The following is an 18768-nucleotide window of genomic DNA, read 5'->3' as shown; positions in this document are numbered from 1 at the left end:
TCTGCTGGGAATCGGCCTAAATCCTGGAAGTCATGATGGCAGGTGTGACAGAGGTATTTTTGATACTGTAAGGGCTGGAAATTGCTACTTCAGTTGCCCATCCTGGCTTGAGATTCTGGAACAAACGATCAGGAGTCATGTCCATAGTAGCACAAAGAGGATCATTATAACCGTTGCCAGGTCCCCATTCCCAAGCATACCAACCAATTTCGTGTTTGTGACATTCTTCTAAGATGGTTTTGTAGTCAATTTCTCCATCTGAACTACATCCACTTTTATTTTCACCAGCATAAGCTCCAAATTTGGAGAATTCGCCTACGATTAGGGGATAACCTAGATTAACTGACTTTTGCAACTGCGATCGCACAAAGTTAGCATCAGCACCATTAGATATACCCCAATAAAGATGAACTGAAAACAGTAAATTGTTGTCTGGGTCAGCCTTGAGTAAAGTAGATGCAGTAGCATCGAGGATGCCGAGATTTTTACCCCAGTCGGGAGCATCTATTACTAAAGGAGTACGAATTCCTGCGGCTCGCATAGATTGAATAGCTGTTGTATAACCATCAATAAATTGAGCTTCATTCACCTGATCATTTCCTGCTTCATTGGCAATATTAACTAATAGATATTGTTGATATTTCTGGATTAAATTGACAACATTAGGCTGAACCCAGTAATCAACTAATGTCTGAAGACGATTCCATTCTCCTGTGGCATCATGTAACTCAATCATGGGAATAAGTTGATTATTTATGGCATTGTTAATCAGTTGATCCAGGACATTAATATCTGTTGTCCCTTGTTGAGTTGTGATAGCCCAAACAATTCTGACTGTATTTGCCCCCGTTTTGCGAATTTCTGGGAAGGAAATACTGCCAGTGGGATCTTCTCCATCCCATACAGACATTTTGTTAACTCCGCGCAGAATTACTTTGTTGCCAAGCTGATCATATAGGTTTCTACCCTGGATATAAAAAGTAGTTTTTTGAGGAGTGTTGCGATTAATTTTTTGACGGTTTTTTTTGAACTTAACCAACTTAGCAACAGCTTCATAAGAAAACAATAAATTAGCAGCGGAACTAACTCCAAACCAAGTTAAAAATTGACGACGATTCATAAATAAATCCTGATTTTTAATTGCAAATATTTTTATCAGTATTGCTCACTTGGGAATTGTTTTTGAGATAATTATCTAACCAGTTACAACCCCGATCAATTAGATGATCAAAATCGAGAGTTTCGGCATTCCAGATTTCCACAAGTCCATCATCACTTACCGTAGCAATTTTTTTGCCATCAGGACTAAAGCTAACATTCAAAAAAGCATAACCATGTCCTTCAATAGTTTTAATTTCTTGACCATTTTCTACATTCCAAAGTCGGATTGTGCCATCAGAACTAGCAGAAACTATAATTTTGCTATCAGGACTAAAGCTAAATTTAGTAACTCCCGCAGTATGACCTTTGAAAGTTTTGATTTCCTGACCTTCTAAACTCCAGAGTTTAATCGTTTTATCCTGACTACTAGAGGCAATTGTCTTACCATCAGGACTGAAACGAACATTAGTGATATAACTATTATGTCCTTTGAAAGTTTTCAGATTTTTTCCCTCTAAATTCCAAAGTTTTATTGTCCCGTCATGATGACCAGAAGCAATCATCATGCCATCAGGACTAAAATTAACACTACGAACCCTACCACCATTTCCTATCAAAGTTCTCAGTTCTTGATTATTTATATCCCATAGTTTAACCGTACCATCATAACTAGCAGTTGCCAGAATTTTACCGTTAGGACTAAAGTTGACATCAATAACTTGATCTTTGTGTCCTTGAAAGGTTTTAATGTTTTCACCATCAAGACTCCAAATCTTAACCGTTTGATCAAAACCTACAGTAGCAATTGTATTACCATCGGGACTAAAGGTAATGTTCCAAATCCGATTCCAATCAAGATTACTGTTGGGACTAATAGATTTGAGTTTTTGACCATCAATACTCCAAAGCTGAATAGTTTTATCATCTCCTGCTGAAGCAATGATTTTACCATCGGGACTAAAATTAATAGCCCAAAGAGAGTCAGAATGTCCAATTAAAGTTTTGGGTTCTTGATCAAGATTCCAAAGTTTAACTGTATTGTCAGCGCTCGCAGAGGCAATAATTTTATGATCGGGATTAAAACTCACACTAAAAACAGAATTATTATGCCCTTTGAGAGTTTTCAATTCTTTACCTTCAATACTCCACAATTTAACTGTGTTGTCAGCACTACCAGAAATGATCGTCTGACCATCGGAGCTAAAGCTAACACTAGTAACATAATTATCATGTTTGCCAATAGTTTTGAGTTCTTTTCCATCTAAATTCCAAAGTTTAATAGTAGTGTCTCCTCCCGCAGTAACTATGGTTTTTCCGTCAGGACTAAAACTAACATCAAAAATAGATTGATTACCTGCTTTCCAGGTTTTAATTCTTTCTCCATTTGCACTCCAAATAATTATAAATCCCCCTAAATCAGCCGTAATGATGTTTTTGCTATTAAGACTACAACTGATGCTCCAAATAGGAAATTTATGACCTTTGAGAGTTTTAATTTCTTGTCCATCAATACTCCAAAGTTGAATAGTATTGTCTTGACTAGGAGCAGCAAGGATTTCACTATCAGGAATAAAACAAAGACTATTCATGAAATTATCTTGGTTATCTTGTCCTTTTAAAGTGATTAATTTTTCCCCATTTATTTGCCATATTTCGATAGTATTATTTGCACTTATAGCCGCAATTATTTTATTATCTGGACTAAATTTAACATTTCTAAACCTTTGATTATTATCAATAAATTTTCTGATTTCTTTGCCATTGATATTCCATAGTCTAACTGTATTATCTTCACTAGCAGTAGCAATTATTTTTCCATTTGGGCTAAAAGTTACACTTCTGACAGCATCATTATGTCCTTCTAAACGATTTCGTTCTCTGACTTTATAAACTGCTCTTTGTAATGCTAATTTTACAGATTCTTTAGTGTTAGCATCTGTCCAAGTTGCTGATTTTAATTGTCTAGCTGCTTTTATGGCTGCAATCAAAGCATCAAGTTCTCTATTTGAGTTTAATAAAGCATAGGAAGATATACTCAAAGATGTGATTTTTTCTAATTGTATATCCTTAATCATTCTATTTGCCCAAGTTCCAGTAGCCATCGCTGTAACTATGGTAATTACTAATACTCCTCCTCCTATCTGAATCCGTTTTTTAGCTTTTTGGTTAGCTACTAATAAAACATCATTTGCTGTTGCTAAAATCCCAGATGCTTCTGCTTCTATTTGCAATTTTTTCTGAATATCTCGCTTTTCTAATTCCTGACTAGCATCTAAGAATTTACGATCTAAATCACTCAAACCTTTATCTGCTGCCCAATTACGAGCATCTTGTAAACTTTGACCACGTAATAACCGCGATTCATCTTGAAAATTGGAACTTACCCAAATATTTAACATTTGTGCATAAGGTCGAATATTTGCTAAGACTTTATCTAGCCATATTTGATTAAATATTTCCGCATAAATGCAATTATAAATTCTCAATTTTCCCTGTTGTTTAACAATTAATCCTGTTAGTCGTAATTGAGTTTGTTCAGGGCTATCATCGGCAATTATTTCTCCTTCCTGTAATATTTGCTGATATAATCCTAATAATCGCCCAGTTTGATTCTCTGAGCTTTGTAAAATTCGATCTCTGATAGTTTTTAAATGTTCTGGTTCATCTTGTGCTTCCCAATTTTCGATAATTTGAGTTTGGACTAATTTCTCTACATATTCTTTTTCCTGAAACTTTGGAAATGAATTACTAGAAATACAAATTAATTGACAAAGTTTTTGGGTTAAAAATGGTTGTCCTCCAGTCCAATTTAACACCTCTGATAATATTGTTTGTGGTCTAGCAACTATGTCCTCTAAACCTTGCATTAAGGATTCTACTTCATTTAATTGAAATCCATTTAATTCGATAGCTCTACCAATATTAAAAGGGGTGCGATTTTTATCAGCAATTAAATTAGAGGGAGTTGCTACTCCTAATAAACAAAAGGTGAGCCGTTGATATTCTGGATTATCTGCCCGTTGATTATAACAAGCACGAATAAAGGCAAAAAAATCATCTTTAAAACTTATCCTTAAAATACTGTCAACTTCATCAATGAAAATAATAATTTTTCCAGAAAATTCTGTTAATAATACATCATCGATTAATTCACTTAATCGTTGTTTTGGTGGTAAAAACTCCCGTTCTCTCCACCAAGTCCCAAAATTCACTTTTTTAGACAAACCAAAACCCCGCAACAACTCAGAAACCAATCCTCCATACCATTCAGAAGGTGTAACATGACTACCAATTCTAGTTAAATCAACTGATGCACATTTTATTCCTTCTTCTTTAAGCTGTTTCATAGTATGTACGCGCAGACTCGACTTACCCATTTGCCGCGAGTTTAAAACATAACACAAGTCTCCGTTTTTTAAGCCTTCATAGAGGTCAGAATCAGCTTGTCTAATCACATAAGTAGGATGCTGATATTCTAGACTGCCTCCGAGTTTGTAGTAGTTGAAATTTGTCATACTATTTAAGTAATTTAGGCATCTTGCCTGCTATTAGTGTATTTTATGGAGATGAAATTTGCTATCAATGAATGAATATAATTTAAAGGGTTTCTCCAGAAAAAACATATATTTTGGGATTTACCTGATTTTTTATGACATTTACTGATTCTTTCATATACAACTGATTTTTTAGGCAAAAATTCTCAGTTAAACCACTGATTTTTTAGGTATAGACAGCAATTAAATAAAAGAGCATAATCTTAGTTAACGAACGGTTTGCGATTCAAATTCACAAATAGAAATCCAAAGGAAATTTTATGAAAGTTAAAAAACTCGGTTTGGGATTATCAACACTTGCAGCCTTGTCAGTATTTACAAATCTTGCTTTTTCTTTGCCTGCTGTTGCACAAACATGGCAACGAGTTCCCGGTTGTGCCAAGAAAATCGCCCTTGGTGGTGCTGGTGCTTGGGTATTAGGTTGTGCCAAAGGTGGCAGTGGTGGTTATCAAATCTTCTCCTGGAATGGTTCTGCTTGGGATTTAGTTCCCGGTGCGGCTGTAGATATAGCTGTTGACTCCAGTGGTACTCCTTGGGTCGTTAGCACCGGTGGAGAGATTTTCCAAAGAAGTGGCAATTCATGGCAACGAGTTGCTGGTTGTGCCAAAAAAATCGCTGCTGGTGGTGCTGGTCCTTGGGTATTAGGTTGTGCCAAAGGTGGCAGTGGTGGTTATCAAATCTTCTCCTGGAACGGTTCTGCTTGGGATTTAGTTCCCGGTGCGGCTGTAGAGATAGCTGTTGACTCTAGCGGTAGTCCTTGGGTTGTTAGCACCGGTGGAGAGATTTTCCAAAGAAGTGGTGATTCATGGCAACGAGTTGCTGGTTGTGCCAAAAAAATCGCTGTTGGTGGTGCTGGTCCTTGGGTATTAGGTTGTGCCAAAGGTGGCAGTGGTGGTTATCAAATCTTCTCCTGGAACGGTTCTGCTTGGGATTTAGTTCCCGGTGCGGCTGTAGAGATAGCTGTTGACTCTAGCGGTAGTCCTTGGGTTGTTAGCACCGGTGGAGAGATTTTCCGCGCACCATAATACCTACGGCGTATTCCTAGAGGGAATCGCCAATATCAAACTTCAAAGCATAATTCAAATCAATAGGAAATTGGAACAATCATGAAATTTAACCTACTAAAAAGATTCTTGAGTATTTCAACTTTAGGTTTGTCAGTCTGTGGGATTGTGCTAACATCATCATCTTCCGTTTATGCCCAATATAAAAGTTTGTACGGTCAAGTTCAGTCCTTTCGTTCGTATAACTTTCCTGATCGCTATATTCGCCACCGAAATTTATTGGGCTACATAGAGCCAATTAATAACGAACTCGGAAGAAAAGACGCAAGTTTCAAAATTGTTCGGGGATTAGCAAATAGCAAATGCTCTTCATTTGAATCTGTAAACTTTCCAGGTCACTTCTTGAGACACGAAAATTTTCGACTCCAGTTGTCAAGGATGATCAATCAGCAGCTTTTTAGGGAAGATGCTACTTTTTGCATTAAAGGTGGAGTCTTTGGTGATGATCAACGTTGGACATTTGAATCTCTCAACTTTCCTGGACACTACATCCGACACAAGAATTTTGAGTTGTGGGTAGAACGCTCAGATGGTAGCGATTTATTTGCACAGGATGCGTCATTTAGGATTTTCAATCCTCTCTATCGGTAGGGTAATCTTGTTCGTCAATCAAAACTACTTTTTTTCCTAATATCTAATGAATAGAGTTGACCTTCATAAAATATTCACTGCTACAAAATATTGGAGATATTTCATGTCATTAATTAAATTACGTCAAACTCACAACTTACTTACCAAAGGCTTATTAACTAACATTTTCACTGTGGCTGTTAGTTCAATATTTTTCACCAACATTGGTATCAACCAAGCACAAGCTTCCTGTGCAGCACCTTATAGCAATCTTGATTTTGAGCAACAGCCATCTTCTTATTGGCAAACAGAAGGACGTGCAGGTTTTGATATTAAGAAAGGATATAGTTTTAAGGGTGAAAATAATGCCTGGATGCGGAATGTTTCCGGTTGGAATGGTATTCGTCAACAAGTACGTCTCAAACCAAATTCTAACTATATTTTGGAAGCTTATGTGAGAACATCAGGCAATGTTACGGATGGATATTTCGGAGTGCGTGATAGTCAACAAAAAGTTTGGTCTGAACTCAAATTTGCTGGTTTATCAGAATATACAAAATTAACATTACAATTTAGAACTGGTAATGCCTCAACTTATAACATCTTTACAGGTTTGTGGGCTTTAGGACAAGATAGTTGGGTGCAAGTTGATGGTTTTTCTTTAAAGGGGCCAAGTCCAGACTGTCCTAGTCAATAGGAATTTTCATTAGGTTTTATCAATTTACTTCCCCAATCAAAATTATGAAGTTACTCCAAAAGTGTTTGTTAGGTTTAATGCTGATTCCCTGTGGATTATTATTTAATCTTGGGACAACTAATGCCTCACAGGTGGTCACTCAGTGGTATTTTGGCTCATGGGATTGTAATATTGACGGTCGTAATGCCAAAATGCAGTGGCTTGTAGTTGATGACCCGCAAACTCAGTGTGATGGTGATGTCTGTAGGACTACATCAGGTGTTAAGGTTGTAGGACAGTTCAGTGATAATGGTAGTGCATGGGTGTCACTAGCAAAACATTCTGCAAATTCAACATCTCTCTCAATTCGTTATTTAGGTCAAGAACAAGATAACTGGTTTTTGAGATACAATGTTAAATCAGGTCGGGCTATCGGTTGGACTACCTGGAGAGGCAAACGTTATCCTTTATCTTGTGCAAATAGAAGACGTTAGGAAAAAATTTCACGAATACAAATATTGATTTTAATTCTGCAAATGTTCTCGAAAATATTGTTGATATAACTGACAACTTGGTGTTAATTTATCTCCTATTCTCTTTACTAATCCTATGCTGTAAAGTTGATATGCTGAAATTGTTTCTACGCTTACAGGTTTTTGAGCCGTAACTACTTCTAGGAATGCCTGAGTTAGATGAGGATTAATTTTAAAAGTATGCAAAAATCGCCGCAAATATTCTTCGTAAATTCCGGCATTTGTTGGCGCATTTTGCAATAAATTTTCTAAAGTTATATCCCCAAGTGCTAGATGATAAAGTGCCAATCTAATTAAATATGGATGTCCCCCAACTAGAGACATCAATTGCTGTAATTGATTTTGATTATAATCAAGTTGATGATTGTGGGCTAAAACTTTTATTTGTTCTTGCGTAAATTCTGTTAATTCCACTACTAAGCCAACATTAAAGGGGGATTGATTGATATCTAATGACCCATAATTTTCGGTAGAATGGACTACAGCTAATCGTAACTTTTCCCAAATTTCTATGGTTTTTGCTTCTTCATGCCAACTTCGTAACATGGCAAAAAAACCTTGAGAAATTTCGGGATATTGAAATACTTTATCTACTTCATCTAATGCCAAAACTAAATTGTTATTGATATTGTCTAAAATGTGATCTTCAAAATATGTGGTACAATTAATAATGCTACCTCTATATTCATCCCAAGATTCATTTAATAAAGAAGGTAATTTTAATTTGTGACTAACATAAGCACAGAACCAGCGTAAAAATTTATCTAAATCATTAAAAACAGTTGCTTCTGCTTGCAAAAAATTTAATCTTACTGTGTGATAACCTTGCTGATTTGAGTGAGCGATAATTCTATCAAGTAGGGATGTTTTACCCATTTGATTTGGGGCTTTAATCCGAATTAGAGAACCAGCCTGGAGAATTGTATCATAACAACGTTCTTCTATTAGATTGCGTTGAATATAAAATACAGAATTTAGAGGAACTGAACCTTTTGGGTATTCTGGTAAAAATTCATTTTTGATGGGATTAGAAATATCTTGATCTAATTCTGTTTGTAGAATGTTGTTATTGTTAAGATGCGAACGTTCAACTGCTGCACGAAAATTAGTTTTATTAACTTCTTCTCCTAATGCTTCTGAAAGTAATTTCCACAATTTGAAACCTACATCTTGGCGGAGATATTTGGCTGTATAACCTTCATTATTGGCAATTTCATCATAATTTAGACCTTGCCAAGATCCTTTCAGGATAATTATCTCCACATCTTTCAAGTGTCTGTTAACTTTATTAAAGACAACTGTATCTAAAATTTGTAATGCTTCTTCAACGTTCATATATTTAATTTATGCCGATTGAAGTCAGTATATCGAGTTTGTGCCGAAAAAGAAATATCGAAATTTGGATACATCGCTTACTTGTTAAGGTATTCTCATTAATTGAGACTATCCCGCTAACAGTGGGATGGGTTCTTTTTCATCTAAAATCTCCAGAAGACTCCCACTACAGATGATTAACTGATATGATTTGACCTGGAAGGGAGCAAATCAAAACAGCATTTATCGCAAATTTACTGATATATAACTATGGTTGTTGTAGCAATTCTCGCGGCAGGAAAAGGCACAAGAATGAAATCAAATCTGCCTAAAGTTTTACATTCTTTAGGTGGTAAATCTTTAGTCGAACGCGTTATTGAAAGTGCTGAACCCCTTTTACCTTCACGCAGATTAGTAATTGTTGGCTATCAGTCCCAAGAAGTAAAAACGGCTATGAATGCAATTCATGGTGTGGAGTTTGTGGAACAGACTGTACAATTAGGCACAGGTCATGCTATCCAACAATTGCTTCCCCATTTAGAAGGTTACACTGGGGATTTATTGATTTTAAATGGTGATGTCCCTTTATTACGGACGGAAACTTTAAACAACCTCTTACAAACTCACCAAGAAAATCAAAATTCCTGTACTATTCTCACCGCACAATTGTCAAATCCTCAAGGTTACGGACGGGTTTTTCGTAACAGTGAATGTATTGTCCAAAAAATAGTTGAGGACAAAGATTGCACTCTTACCCAAAGAGAAAATGACCGCGTGAATGCTGGTATTTACTGTTTCCGTTGGCCAGATTTAGCAAAGTTTTTACCTCAATTAGAAGCAAATAATGCCCAAAAAGAATATTACTTAACTGATGCTGTCACTCAGGTTGGTAAGGTAATGGCTGTAGATGTGAAAGATTACCAAGAAATTTTGGGAATTAATGATAGATTGCAATTAGCAACAGCTAACGATATTTTGCAAAGACGGATTAAGGAAAAATGGTTGTTAGCAGGTGTTACCTTAATTGATCCTGCAAGTATTACTATTGATGAAACGGTGGAATTACAACCAGATGTGATTATTGAACCGCAAACTCATTTGCGCGGAAAAACGATAATTCAAGCTGGTAGTCGCATTGGTCCGGGGAGTTTAATTGAAAATAGTGAGTTGGGTGAAAATGTTACTGTTCTCTATTCTGTAGTTACAGATAGTATTGTTCAATCTCAAACTCGAATTGGACCTTATGCTCATTTACGTGGTCATGCTAAGGTGGGTGCTAATTGTCGAATTGGTAATTTTGTGGAGTTGAAAAATACCCAATTAGGCGATCGCACTAATGTATCACATCTCTCATATTTGGGTGATACGACAACAGGAACTCAGGTCAATGTAGGTGCGGGAACAATTACTGCTAATTATGACGGTGTGAAGAAGCATAGAACAATTATAGGCGATCGCACCAAAACCGGTTCTAATAGTGTTTTAGTTGCACCTATTACTCTGGGTAATGATGTCTACATAGCCGCAGGTTCAACGGTAACGGAGGATGTCCCTGATGATTCTTTGGTAATTGCAAGAAGTCGTCAAGTTGTGAAGCCAGGTTGGAAGATGAAAACTGATAGTTAATGTTTTTTTGGGTGCGTTAAGAAACGCACCTTTTTATAGCTATTTTTAGGTAAATGAACTACGGTTTTTGTTTCGCGCAAAGGTGCAAAGGAGCAAAGACGCAAAGGAAGAAATTCATTTTTATGCAGAAATCTGATTAATTCCTACTTGATAAAGAGCATTAATAATGTGAAAATTAAAACATGAACCAAACTTTTAACGTTTACTGTGATGAAAGCTGCCATCTAGAAAATGATCATCAACAAATAATGGTGCTGGGTGCCGTTTGGTGTCCTTTAGAAAAAACGCGAGAAATTTCAGTTCATATCCGGGAAATTAAGAAAAAACATGATCTAAAACCAGAATTTGAAATTAAATGGATAAAGGTTTCACCCGCTAAAATAGCGTTTTATCTCGAATTAATAGATTATTTCTTTGATAATGAAAATTTGCATTTTCGAGGTCTTATTGTAGCAGATAAATCCCAACTACAACATGAGGTTTACAATCAGACTCATGATGATTGGTATTATAAAATGTATTTTACTTTGCTCAAGACAATTCTCAGTCCACAAGCAAATTATAGAATTTACTTGGACATTAAAGATACACAAGGAGCAAAAAAAGTTGCCAAATTACATGATGTACTTTCTAATAACCTCCTTGATTTTTCACGCCAAATAATTGAACGGCTTCAAACTGTGCATTCTCACGAAGTAGAAATCTTACAACTTGCAGACCTTTTAATTGGAACTATTTCCTATATAAATCGAGGACTTTCTAGCAATGCAGCTAAAATTGCTTTAGTTGAGCGAATGCGAGATCGTTCCGGTTATAAAGAAAATGCCGAAAACCCTTGAAGATGTGGCTGACTCAGGAAGCCACATCTGTGCTTCAGACAAGGGATGAAGGCTAGTTGCAGGATTTATCCTGCATTGACACTGGATCTGGCAGACTGTCTATCCAATCTTCTATTAGTCTAGTTACAGAATATTCTTTTTGTTCGGCTAATAACTTTAGTTTATGGAATCTGCGCGGTGTCGTTCTAATTCTTATATATTCAGTCTTCATCTTGTCTCCTATTTGTTTCCTATCTATGTTACTATATTAATAGGTCGTAAACAAATAAAGCAATGATAGTTCTAGAGTATAAAGTCAAGGGTAAACAGCATCAATATAACGCGATAGATGATGCAATTCGGACTACTCAATTCGTTCGCAATAAAGCGATTAGGTATTGGATGGATGCACCACGTGAACTAAAAGTTGATAAGTTTGCCCTGAATAAATACTCTACTGAACTTCGGAAAGAATTTCCTTTTACTGCTGAGTTAAACTCAATGGCTGTGCAATCAGCCGCAGAAAGAGGATGGTTTGCTATATCAAGGTTTTACGACAACTGTAAATCTAAAAAGTCTGGTAAAAAGGGATTCCCCCGTTTTCAAAAAGATTGCCGTTCCGTTGAATATAAAACATCAGGGTGGAAGCTACATAAAACAAAGCGACGCATCACTTTTACCGACAAGAAAGAGATTGGTGAACTCAAATTATTAGGCAAATGGGATATTCAATCCTACGAACTTAAAGACATTAAACGAGTGCGCTTAATCCGTCGTGCAGATGGATATTATGCTCAGGTTTGTATCGGCATTGATGTTGTAGATATTCAACCGAAAACGGGTAATGAAATCGGATTAGATGTTGGTATTGAGTCGTTTTACACTGACTCTAACGGACATCATGAACCTAACCCTAAGTTTTTGAGAAAGGCTGAAAAATCAATCAAACATTCTCAAAGACGGATTTACAAAAAGCATAAAGGTTCTAGTTGCAGAAAAAAAGCTAGAAAACTTTATGCCAAAAAGCACTTAAAAGTAAGTAGGCAACGTATAGAACACGCTAAGAGAATAGCGCGTTGCGTAGTCAAATCTAACGATTTAGTCGCCTACGAAGATTTAAGGGTTTCAAATATGGTAAAAAATCATTGTTTAGCAAAATCAATTAGTGATGCTAGTTGGTATTTGTTCCGACAATGGATTGAATATTTTGCTGTTAAATTTGACAAGATTGCTATAGCTGTTACTCCACACTATACTTCTCAAAAGTGTTCTAGTTGTGGCGTAATTGTCAAAAAATCTCTATCAACTCGCACTCATAATTGTAGTTGTGGATCGTATCTTCACAGAGATACAAATGCAGCAATTAATATTTTAAATCTTGCAAAAGCTAGGGGAGGGCATCCCCAAAGTAACGCTACAGGAGTTGAAGCCACTACTCTACTTGGTGCAAGCCTGGTTGAGCAAGTTTTGACGATGAATGTAGAATCCCCTCGGCTTTAGCCAGGGGAGTGTCAAAGCCTAACCAAAACTACTCTCTATCTGGAAAATAAGGTAAATCTTCTTTGCTGGCAAGCATCGGAGGTTTTACAATGAAACAGCCTATATGGCTACCACCTCTAGTTTTATTGAATGATTATGGTGGTAATTCGGAAGCTTACTTAGAGGCAGTTTACACCATCTTCAAAGGGGATTTTATTGATAGTAAACCTAGTTTTAAAGGTATAAGATTTGGGCTTAAACGTTATCCTTTATTGCAAGATAAAGAAGCTACCTTCTGGCACATTACATCAGAAGGCAGCCAAGAAACAGAACGCATTCCTGATTTTCGCCGTTGTGAACGTATTCGCTGGTTACGCCCTATAATTGAAAACTCTGAAGATCCTGCTATTAAAGTTTGGGAAAATGACAGAAAAGGGAATAAACGTATTTGTCTGTGGCTAGACAGTGAAGACTATCTTGTAATTTTAGATAAACGCGACAGATATGTGCTTTTGTGGACAGCATACTTGGTGACGCAACCACATCGGCAGCGAAAACTACAAAAAGAATATGAAGCCTATAAAATGGCTGATGCCGCTGATTAGGCGGCATCGTTACTCCTTCTACACATGGCAGATGAGCTAAATGATTCTGTTTCTTATCTCCATTATATCCAAAATAGTTCAGATCGTCAAATTCATTTTTTCTCCTGCTTTATTAATTTTGAATTGCTTATGGTGGGTTAGAACCATTTTAGAGACCTCCACAAAAAAGATGATCCAATAACTATACTGGTTTAGTAAAAATTTCCACAAACCATTTTTTGAGATTAGGGAGGCGGTAAATCTGTGTTTCAAGTTCTGCCATCGCTAAAGTTGTGAGTTTAACTCAGTAAGGAGTAAAGCTTGTCTACCAAATTGACAACAGGATTTTTACCCTTAAATGTGAGAGTTTGAGCAAAATTCAGTACGGTTTCAACAGTATCAAGTAAACTACCATTCCAATGTTGTTCTAACCAACCAAAGCAGCGTTCTATTGGGTTGTACTTGCTGTGATCAGGCGGATAATAGGCGAGTTGTAAATTCAGTTGAGATGATCTGGAAAAATCGACAATCCGCTTCATAAACTGACTCCGACGAGAATGGTTTTCCGGTCCATTATCTTGATTAATTAGGGCTTGCTGAAAAAGTGGGAAAAGGCAAGATCAGAACTTCTTGGTTATTCAGTTAAGAGGTAAACATGAGTTTTTGTTGTTCATTGTCAGCCAAATTTCCCCTCAATACAATTACGAATTCTCTCATCTTCCAAGGCTTGTTTCTTTTTTTCTTTACTAACATTTTTTGGTGGTCTTCCCAACGGAGGTCCACTAATTCTAATTCCTCTTTCTTGACACCAAGAACAAAATAAATTTATTATTAACAATAAATAATTACCCTAAATTTATTAAATTTTTAGAATTTTAATCGAGAAATTAATCAATTTTTGAATGAAATTAGATATTTTTACAAATTGATTCACTAACATAGTATTTTGTCAAGATAATTTAGATGCGTTTCCCCTGAATAAATTCCCTGTCTAATAGCAAAAGTCGGTTAAAACCGACTCATGAAAAAACGCAAGTTTCTAACCCACAAACATCATAGAAAAATTACGTCCAACTTGCTAAACGGGGAACTTTCATCAATTCTTGACTGAGGCTATCGTGCAGATAACCATTAGTAGCTAAAATTCTTCCCGACTCAATTTTCATCGGAGTCCCATCATAAGCAGTCACATTTCCTCCCGCTTCCTGGACTAATATTATCCCAGCCACAACATCCCAAGGCGCAATTCCCCTTTCCCAATAACCATCAACTCGACCACAGGCTACATAAGCTAAATCCAAAGCTGCTGCACCATCACGTCTCACACCTTGGGTAAGATGGGTAAGATGACAAAACTCGGCATAATTGTTGTCAGGGGTTTCCCGTCTGTCATAGGCAAATCCACTGACTAACAGGCTTTTACCTAATTCCGCTGTTTGAGAAACCTGAATAGGGCGACGGTTACGGGTTGCACCTAAACCAGCAGCAGCCCGAAATAACTCATCCCGAAAAGGGTCATAAATTACTCCCACCTTGGGGACACCTTGAATCATCAAACCAATAGAAACAGCGAAACAGGGATATTGATGGGCGTAATTGGTTGTACCATCAAGAGGGTCAATCGCCCAGAGAAATTCATTATCTTGATTTCCCAGTTTTCCCGACTCTTCAGCCAGGATAGAATGTTGGGGAAAATGGCGACGCAATACTTCTAAAATTACCTGTTCAGAAGCTTTATCAGCAGCGGTAACTAAATCACCAGGACGGCCTTTTTCGGTGATTGCGTCTTCTAATTTACCTAAATAATCTTGTAAAACTACACCTGCGGCTAAAGCTGCTTCTGTAGCAATATCTAGAAAAATTTGCATATTTGTCGGTTGTCAGTGGTCAGTGGTCAGTTGTCGGTTGTCGGTTGTCGGTTGTCAGTTGTCGTTTTTTAACGAGAGAGACGGCGAAATTCTCCGGGGGTGATTCGCATGGGTTTATCGGGATTCCAAATGCCTTTTCCCATGATTCTTGCCCATTGTTGGGCGCGTTCTAGGCGTTGGTCGTATTTGTGATTAGGCGATCGCGCTACAAATAAAGCATATCCTTGTTTGACAACTTCTTCATTTAACAACAGTTTATCTTTCCATACATAAGCCAAAGTTCGGTTAAATTTATCCTTAGCTTCTAAATCAAATTCCAGATTCACAGCTTGATTTGCACCACCAATTAAACCTTCTACTAATTGTTTTGCATCCTCACCCCAAGGAAGTTGGCGGATATCTGGTGCATCTAAACCAATTAATCGGACTTGGGAAATTAAATTGGGTTGTGCTTCCATTCCCAAAACTTCCAAACTTTGTCCACTCACAACCCGTGCTATTTTTACATTAGCGGGAATGATTGAGGAATTGTTGTGGCTTTGACAACTCACCAACAGTAACAAACTAGCTAATATAATTATTCTCGTTACAAAAACGCGAAGACGGACTACTACAGTAGCCATCCTCGCTATCAAATTAATTAACATGATCACACAAAAAATCTTAGTCCTCATCTAAGGGTAAACCCGCTTTAACTTTGCCCTTACCAAAAAACCGCCCAAACTGAAGTTCATAAACCTCATCTTCATCTTGTGTTTCCACTTCCAAATCAGAACGAGCGTAACTTACACATAATAAAGCGTAACCTTGGCGACGTAAATCAGGAGAAAGCCCAATGGCTTCTGGTTGATGAATTTCTCCTGATAAAACTCTCACAGCGCAGGTTGTACAAGCCCCATTTCGACAAGAAAAGGGCAATTCTGTCCCATTGTGTTCAGCGGTGTGTAAGATATAGCGGTCTTCAGGAACTTCGAGAGTATGTGATGTCCCAGTTTGGCGATTGTAAACTTTAATTCTGTGGGTTTGAACCATCTTGATTTTTAGATTTGCGGATTTGGAGTTTCACACTTAATTATAAGGAAGAACGCCGAAAACCCTTGAAAATGTGGCTGACTCAGGAAGCCACATTTGGGCTTTAGACAAGGGATGAAGGCTAGAGGCTTTCCTTTATCCTGCATTGACGTTAATTTGAAAATTTGAAATTATTTCAAATTTTAATCCATATTCGTGATAGAATTAAATTGTCACTAAAGACATAAAAAGCTACCGAGGGACTCTCGGAAAGTTACGCTTGTCAGATATGATTTCGCCCGCCAGGGCAAACGAAATCAGGGCAAGAACCCAAATATTTAAGGAACCCTGCCTGAAACTGGGATAACTGAGGGATATAGACTGAAACTCTCTATAGAATCTCCGCGTCTAAAGACGCGGAGAGTGTCAGAAGAAGATTGCTTGAAAACTCTGCACTTTCAGGTCAGGGAGTGATGATAGCGCAGCCTGGCCTTAGCCATAGAAAATATCTTTTCCAAAATGGTTGCTTTTTTTTCAATCCTATTGTACTATAGCAAAGCGAGACACCTGGAGAGATGGCCGAGTGGTTGAAGGCGCAGACCTGGAAAGTCTGTTATGCAGAAATGTATACGAGGGTTCGAATCCCTCTCTCTCCATTCCCCAACAGTAATTAAGTTTGATTTAAAAATATTTGCTTGTAAGCTCACACAGCAGACTTTGCCCATAAAACTCAAAGATAATTTCTGGATATAAATAGTTAATTTCGCCCAAAAGTGGGCATTTTGTGTAAAGTATATGCAGGTAAATGGCAAAATATCATATTCACTTAGAAGAAATCGGCTAAAATCTACCTGATAGGTATTAACTCAACCAAGACTGTGGCAACAAATTAGTCAAAATTCAGCTATTGTCAGTTTACCTACAACAACATCCCCACTTTAATATTCAGAGGTATCAATGCAGTTTGACAATTTTAGCAAAAAAACAAACGAATATAAAGAACTTAAAGAAAAACCTCATTGGCAAAGCCCAGCAACCAAAGGCAATATTAAGCCTAAAGAACCTAATCCAGCTAATAATATCAGCTTTAATGAGGATGACAGTCGTGGACGAGTAGCAATTTTTATTGACGGGTTAAATTTATTTTATGCCGCATTACAATTGGGAATTGAAATTGATTATGTAAAATTGCTTTGTCGGTTAACAAAAAATTCTCGGTTATTACGTGCTTTCTTTTACACAGGAATGGATAGTGGCAACGAAAAGCAACAGGGATTTCTTTTATGGATGCGTCGTAACGGCTATCGTGTAGTTACTAAAGATATGAGTGTAGTTGTCGATAATTACAAAAAACCAAATTTGAACGTAGAAATTGCCGTTGACATGATTACTTTAGCACCCTATTATGATACAGCCGTCTTAGTTAGTGGCGACGGAGATTTATCCTATGCTGTTCATGCAGTTAGTAATGTGGGCGCTAGAGTAGAAGTAATTGGCTTGCAAACAACAACTAGCGATAGTGAAGCGCGTTCTAGAAATCACCTAATTGATGTGGCTGATGAATTTATAGATTTTGATAGTATTAAACAACACATTCAAAAAGATTCTACTATCGGGTATAGTTATCGGACTTCTTCTAATTACCAAGTTTAAATTCCCAATATATAAATTTTTCTCCTTTTTTTTGCAATTTTATCGCAACCACCTTACTGGTGAGGGTATTAAGTAGGTTAGCATTGAAAATTGTCGTTATGGCACTAGGCTTGAGGCAATACTTCGACTTCGCTCAGTAACCAGAGGCAAGAGTGAAGAGGGTTTGGGCGATTTTACTTTTCGTTACATATTACTCTTCGAGAAGCCGCTTCGCGTCTACGGGTTTTTCCGTTTACCTACTTAGTTGATCATAAAATAAAACTCCATCTAAAATAGGGTTTTATTCCCGACTGCTAAGATATTATCCCAACCTCAAATTAAAATAATTTGAGAGGATTTAATCCTGAATTTTATTTGACACTTTTCTCGTATCTGTGCTATACAAGTGTAGAAACAGCTAATTAACATTAATAGACATAACAGACTTTAAAACTGAACTTTAAAGTATGGCATGATCACTTCTTAGTTTGTTTTTAGCATTCACTTAAAACATATCTTCAATAGATATATTTTTGAGAACTTATATTATTAAAGGCGTAGGTAGTTCAGTGAATCAAATCCAATTAACTTTAGTTATTAGCTATGTTCTCATGACTGGCTATTTTTTTACTAATTGGTTAACATTTTCTCTTCGTCACCCTACATCTTCCCCACAGGAGAAATTTTTATCCTTGATCATGTTTGTGATCATCACTATTTTATGGCCTCTAGTGATTGTTAACTCTTGCTTAGAAGTGATCAAAAAAGGCAAGTTAGAATTTACTACAGTTGTTCCTGTACTTTTAGTAATATGTGCTTTTGGTATTTCCTACTATTTAAGTTCATTACCTGAACATTGGCTATGTTATTACGATCTATTTTGCCATGTTTAAATACTTGTGAAAACCAGTTTTAAATTGTCGATTATCAATTTTTTC

The 18768-nt window shown here is 36.8% G+C and carries 16 protein-coding genes, 1 tRNA gene and 2 pseudogenes; 11 read left to right on the top strand and 8 right to left on the bottom strand.

Annotated features, from left to right (window positions below; genetic code table 11):
* Nucleotides 1-16 precede the first annotated feature (16 nt).
* Together HGD76_RS00620 and HGD76_RS00615 are read right to left on the bottom strand one after the other, a co-directional pair.
* Nucleotides 17-1120, bottom strand: a complete 1104-nt coding sequence (locus HGD76_RS00620) for a cellulase family glycosylhydrolase (RefSeq protein WP_168694648.1) — start codon at nt 1118-1120, stop codon at nt 17-19.
* Nucleotides 1121-1136: 16 nt separating this feature from the next.
* Nucleotides 1137-4616, bottom strand: coding sequence for a WD40 domain-containing protein (locus HGD76_RS00615; protein WP_168694647.1), 3480 nt, complete (start codon nt 4614-4616; stop codon nt 1137-1139).
* A 299-nt stretch (nt 4617-4915) separates the two neighbouring features.
* Between HGD76_RS00615 and HGD76_RS00610 the strand changes: the two genes are divergently transcribed.
* The 4 genes from HGD76_RS00610 to HGD76_RS00595 all read left to right on the top strand — a co-directional run bounded on the left by HGD76_RS00610 (nt 4916) and on the right by HGD76_RS00595 (nt 7459).
* Nucleotides 4916-5680, top strand: coding sequence for a tectonin domain-containing protein (locus tag HGD76_RS00610; protein ID WP_168694646.1), 765 nt, complete (start codon nt 4916-4918; stop codon nt 5678-5680).
* Nucleotides 5681-5761: 81 nt separating this feature from the next.
* Entirely contained in the window at nt 5762-6310 is a 549-nt protein-coding gene (locus tag HGD76_RS00605) for an AbfB domain-containing protein (RefSeq protein WP_168694645.1), read from the top strand.
* Nucleotides 6311-6413: 103 nt separating this feature from the next.
* Nucleotides 6414-6986 carry a carbohydrate binding domain-containing protein gene (locus HGD76_RS00600; protein ID WP_168694644.1) on the top strand — a complete coding sequence of 191 codons (573 nt, stop codon included), beginning with the start codon at nt 6414-6416 and terminating at the stop codon, nt 6984-6986.
* Nucleotides 6987-7030: 44 nt separating this feature from the next.
* A complete protein-coding gene (locus HGD76_RS00595) occupies nt 7031-7459 on the top strand; it encodes a DUF6006 family protein (RefSeq protein WP_168694643.1) in 429 nt (142 codons plus the stop codon).
* A 30-nt stretch (nt 7460-7489) separates the two neighbouring features.
* Here HGD76_RS00595 and HGD76_RS00590 read toward each other — a convergent pair whose 3' ends face one another.
* Nucleotides 7490-8833, bottom strand: coding sequence for an AAA-like domain-containing protein (locus HGD76_RS00590; RefSeq protein WP_168694641.1), 1344 nt, complete (start codon nt 8831-8833; stop codon nt 7490-7492).
* Between the two features lie 249 nt (nt 8834-9082).
* On the opposite strand from HGD76_RS00590, the gene glmU reads away from it, so the two are divergent.
* The 4 genes from glmU (at nt 9083) to HGD76_RS00570 (ending at nt 13340) form a co-directional block, all read left to right on the top strand.
* A complete protein-coding gene (gene glmU, locus HGD76_RS00585) occupies nt 9083-10438 on the top strand; it encodes a bifunctional UDP-N-acetylglucosamine diphosphorylase/glucosamine-1-phosphate N-acetyltransferase GlmU (protein WP_168694639.1) in 1356 nt (451 codons plus the stop codon).
* 182 nt (nt 10439-10620) lie between these two features.
* Complete coding sequence (locus HGD76_RS00580) at nt 10621-11277, top strand: DUF3800 domain-containing protein (protein WP_168694638.1); 657 nt, start codon at nt 10621-10623, stop codon at nt 11275-11277.
* Nucleotides 11278-11550: 273 nt separating this feature from the next.
* Complete coding sequence (locus HGD76_RS00575) at nt 11551-12756, top strand: RNA-guided endonuclease InsQ/TnpB family protein (protein ID WP_168694636.1); 1206 nt, start codon at nt 11551-11553, stop codon at nt 12754-12756.
* 89 nt (nt 12757-12845) lie between these two features.
* The gene (locus tag HGD76_RS00570; protein WP_168694634.1) at nt 12846-13340 is read left to right on the top strand and encodes a hypothetical protein; all 495 of its coding nucleotides are present in this window, start codon (nt 12846-12848) and stop codon (nt 13338-13340) included.
* A gap of 181 nt (nt 13341-13521) precedes the next feature.
* On the opposite strand, the pseudogene HGD76_RS00565 reads toward HGD76_RS00570, so the two are convergent.
* The 5 genes and pseudogenes from HGD76_RS00565 to HGD76_RS00545 form a co-directional block, all read right to left on the bottom strand.
* Nucleotides 13522-13912, bottom strand: a pseudogene (locus HGD76_RS00565) (ISAzo13-like element transposase-related protein); the annotation flags it as partial.
* An 86-nt stretch (nt 13913-13998) separates the two neighbouring features.
* Nucleotides 13999-14133 (bottom strand): annotated as a pseudogene (locus tag HGD76_RS00560) (transposase); the annotation flags it as partial.
* A gap of 250 nt (nt 14134-14383) precedes the next feature.
* The gene (locus HGD76_RS00555; protein WP_148765957.1) at nt 14384-15187 is read right to left on the bottom strand and encodes an inositol monophosphatase family protein; all 804 of its coding nucleotides are present in this window, start codon (nt 15185-15187) and stop codon (nt 14384-14386) included.
* A 68-nt stretch (nt 15188-15255) separates the two neighbouring features.
* On the bottom strand, nt 15256-15810 hold the full coding sequence (locus HGD76_RS00550) for a thermonuclease family protein (RefSeq protein WP_407644804.1): 555 nt from the start codon (nt 15808-15810) through the stop codon (nt 15256-15258).
* Nucleotides 15811-15850: 40 nt separating this feature from the next.
* Nucleotides 15851-16219, bottom strand: a complete 369-nt coding sequence (locus tag HGD76_RS00545) for a 2Fe-2S iron-sulfur cluster-binding protein (RefSeq protein ID WP_148765955.1) — start codon at nt 16217-16219, stop codon at nt 15851-15853.
* A gap of 548 nt (nt 16220-16767) precedes the next feature.
* On the opposite strand from HGD76_RS00545, the gene HGD76_RS00540 reads away from it, so the two are divergent.
* From HGD76_RS00540 to HGD76_RS00530, 3 genes are all read left to right on the top strand, one after another.
* A tRNA-Ser gene (locus tag HGD76_RS00540) sits at nt 16768-16854 on the top strand.
* 301 nt (nt 16855-17155) lie between these two features.
* On the top strand, nt 17156-17851 hold the full coding sequence (locus HGD76_RS00535; RefSeq protein WP_148765953.1) for a LabA-like NYN domain-containing protein: 696 nt from the start codon (nt 17156-17158) through the stop codon (nt 17849-17851).
* Between the two features lie 548 nt (nt 17852-18399).
* Nucleotides 18400-18723 (top strand): hypothetical protein, encoded by a 324-nt coding sequence (locus tag HGD76_RS00530; protein ID WP_015079258.1) that lies wholly within the window; start codon nt 18400-18402, stop codon nt 18721-18723.
* Nucleotides 18724-18768 lie beyond the last annotated feature (45 nt).

The sequence above is a fragment of the Dolichospermum flos-aquae CCAP 1403/13F genome, assembly GCF_012516395.1.
Taxonomy (GTDB): domain Bacteria; phylum Cyanobacteriota; class Cyanobacteriia; order Cyanobacteriales; family Nostocaceae; genus Dolichospermum; species Dolichospermum lemmermannii.
This window is presented reverse-complemented; position numbering and strand designations above follow the sequence as displayed.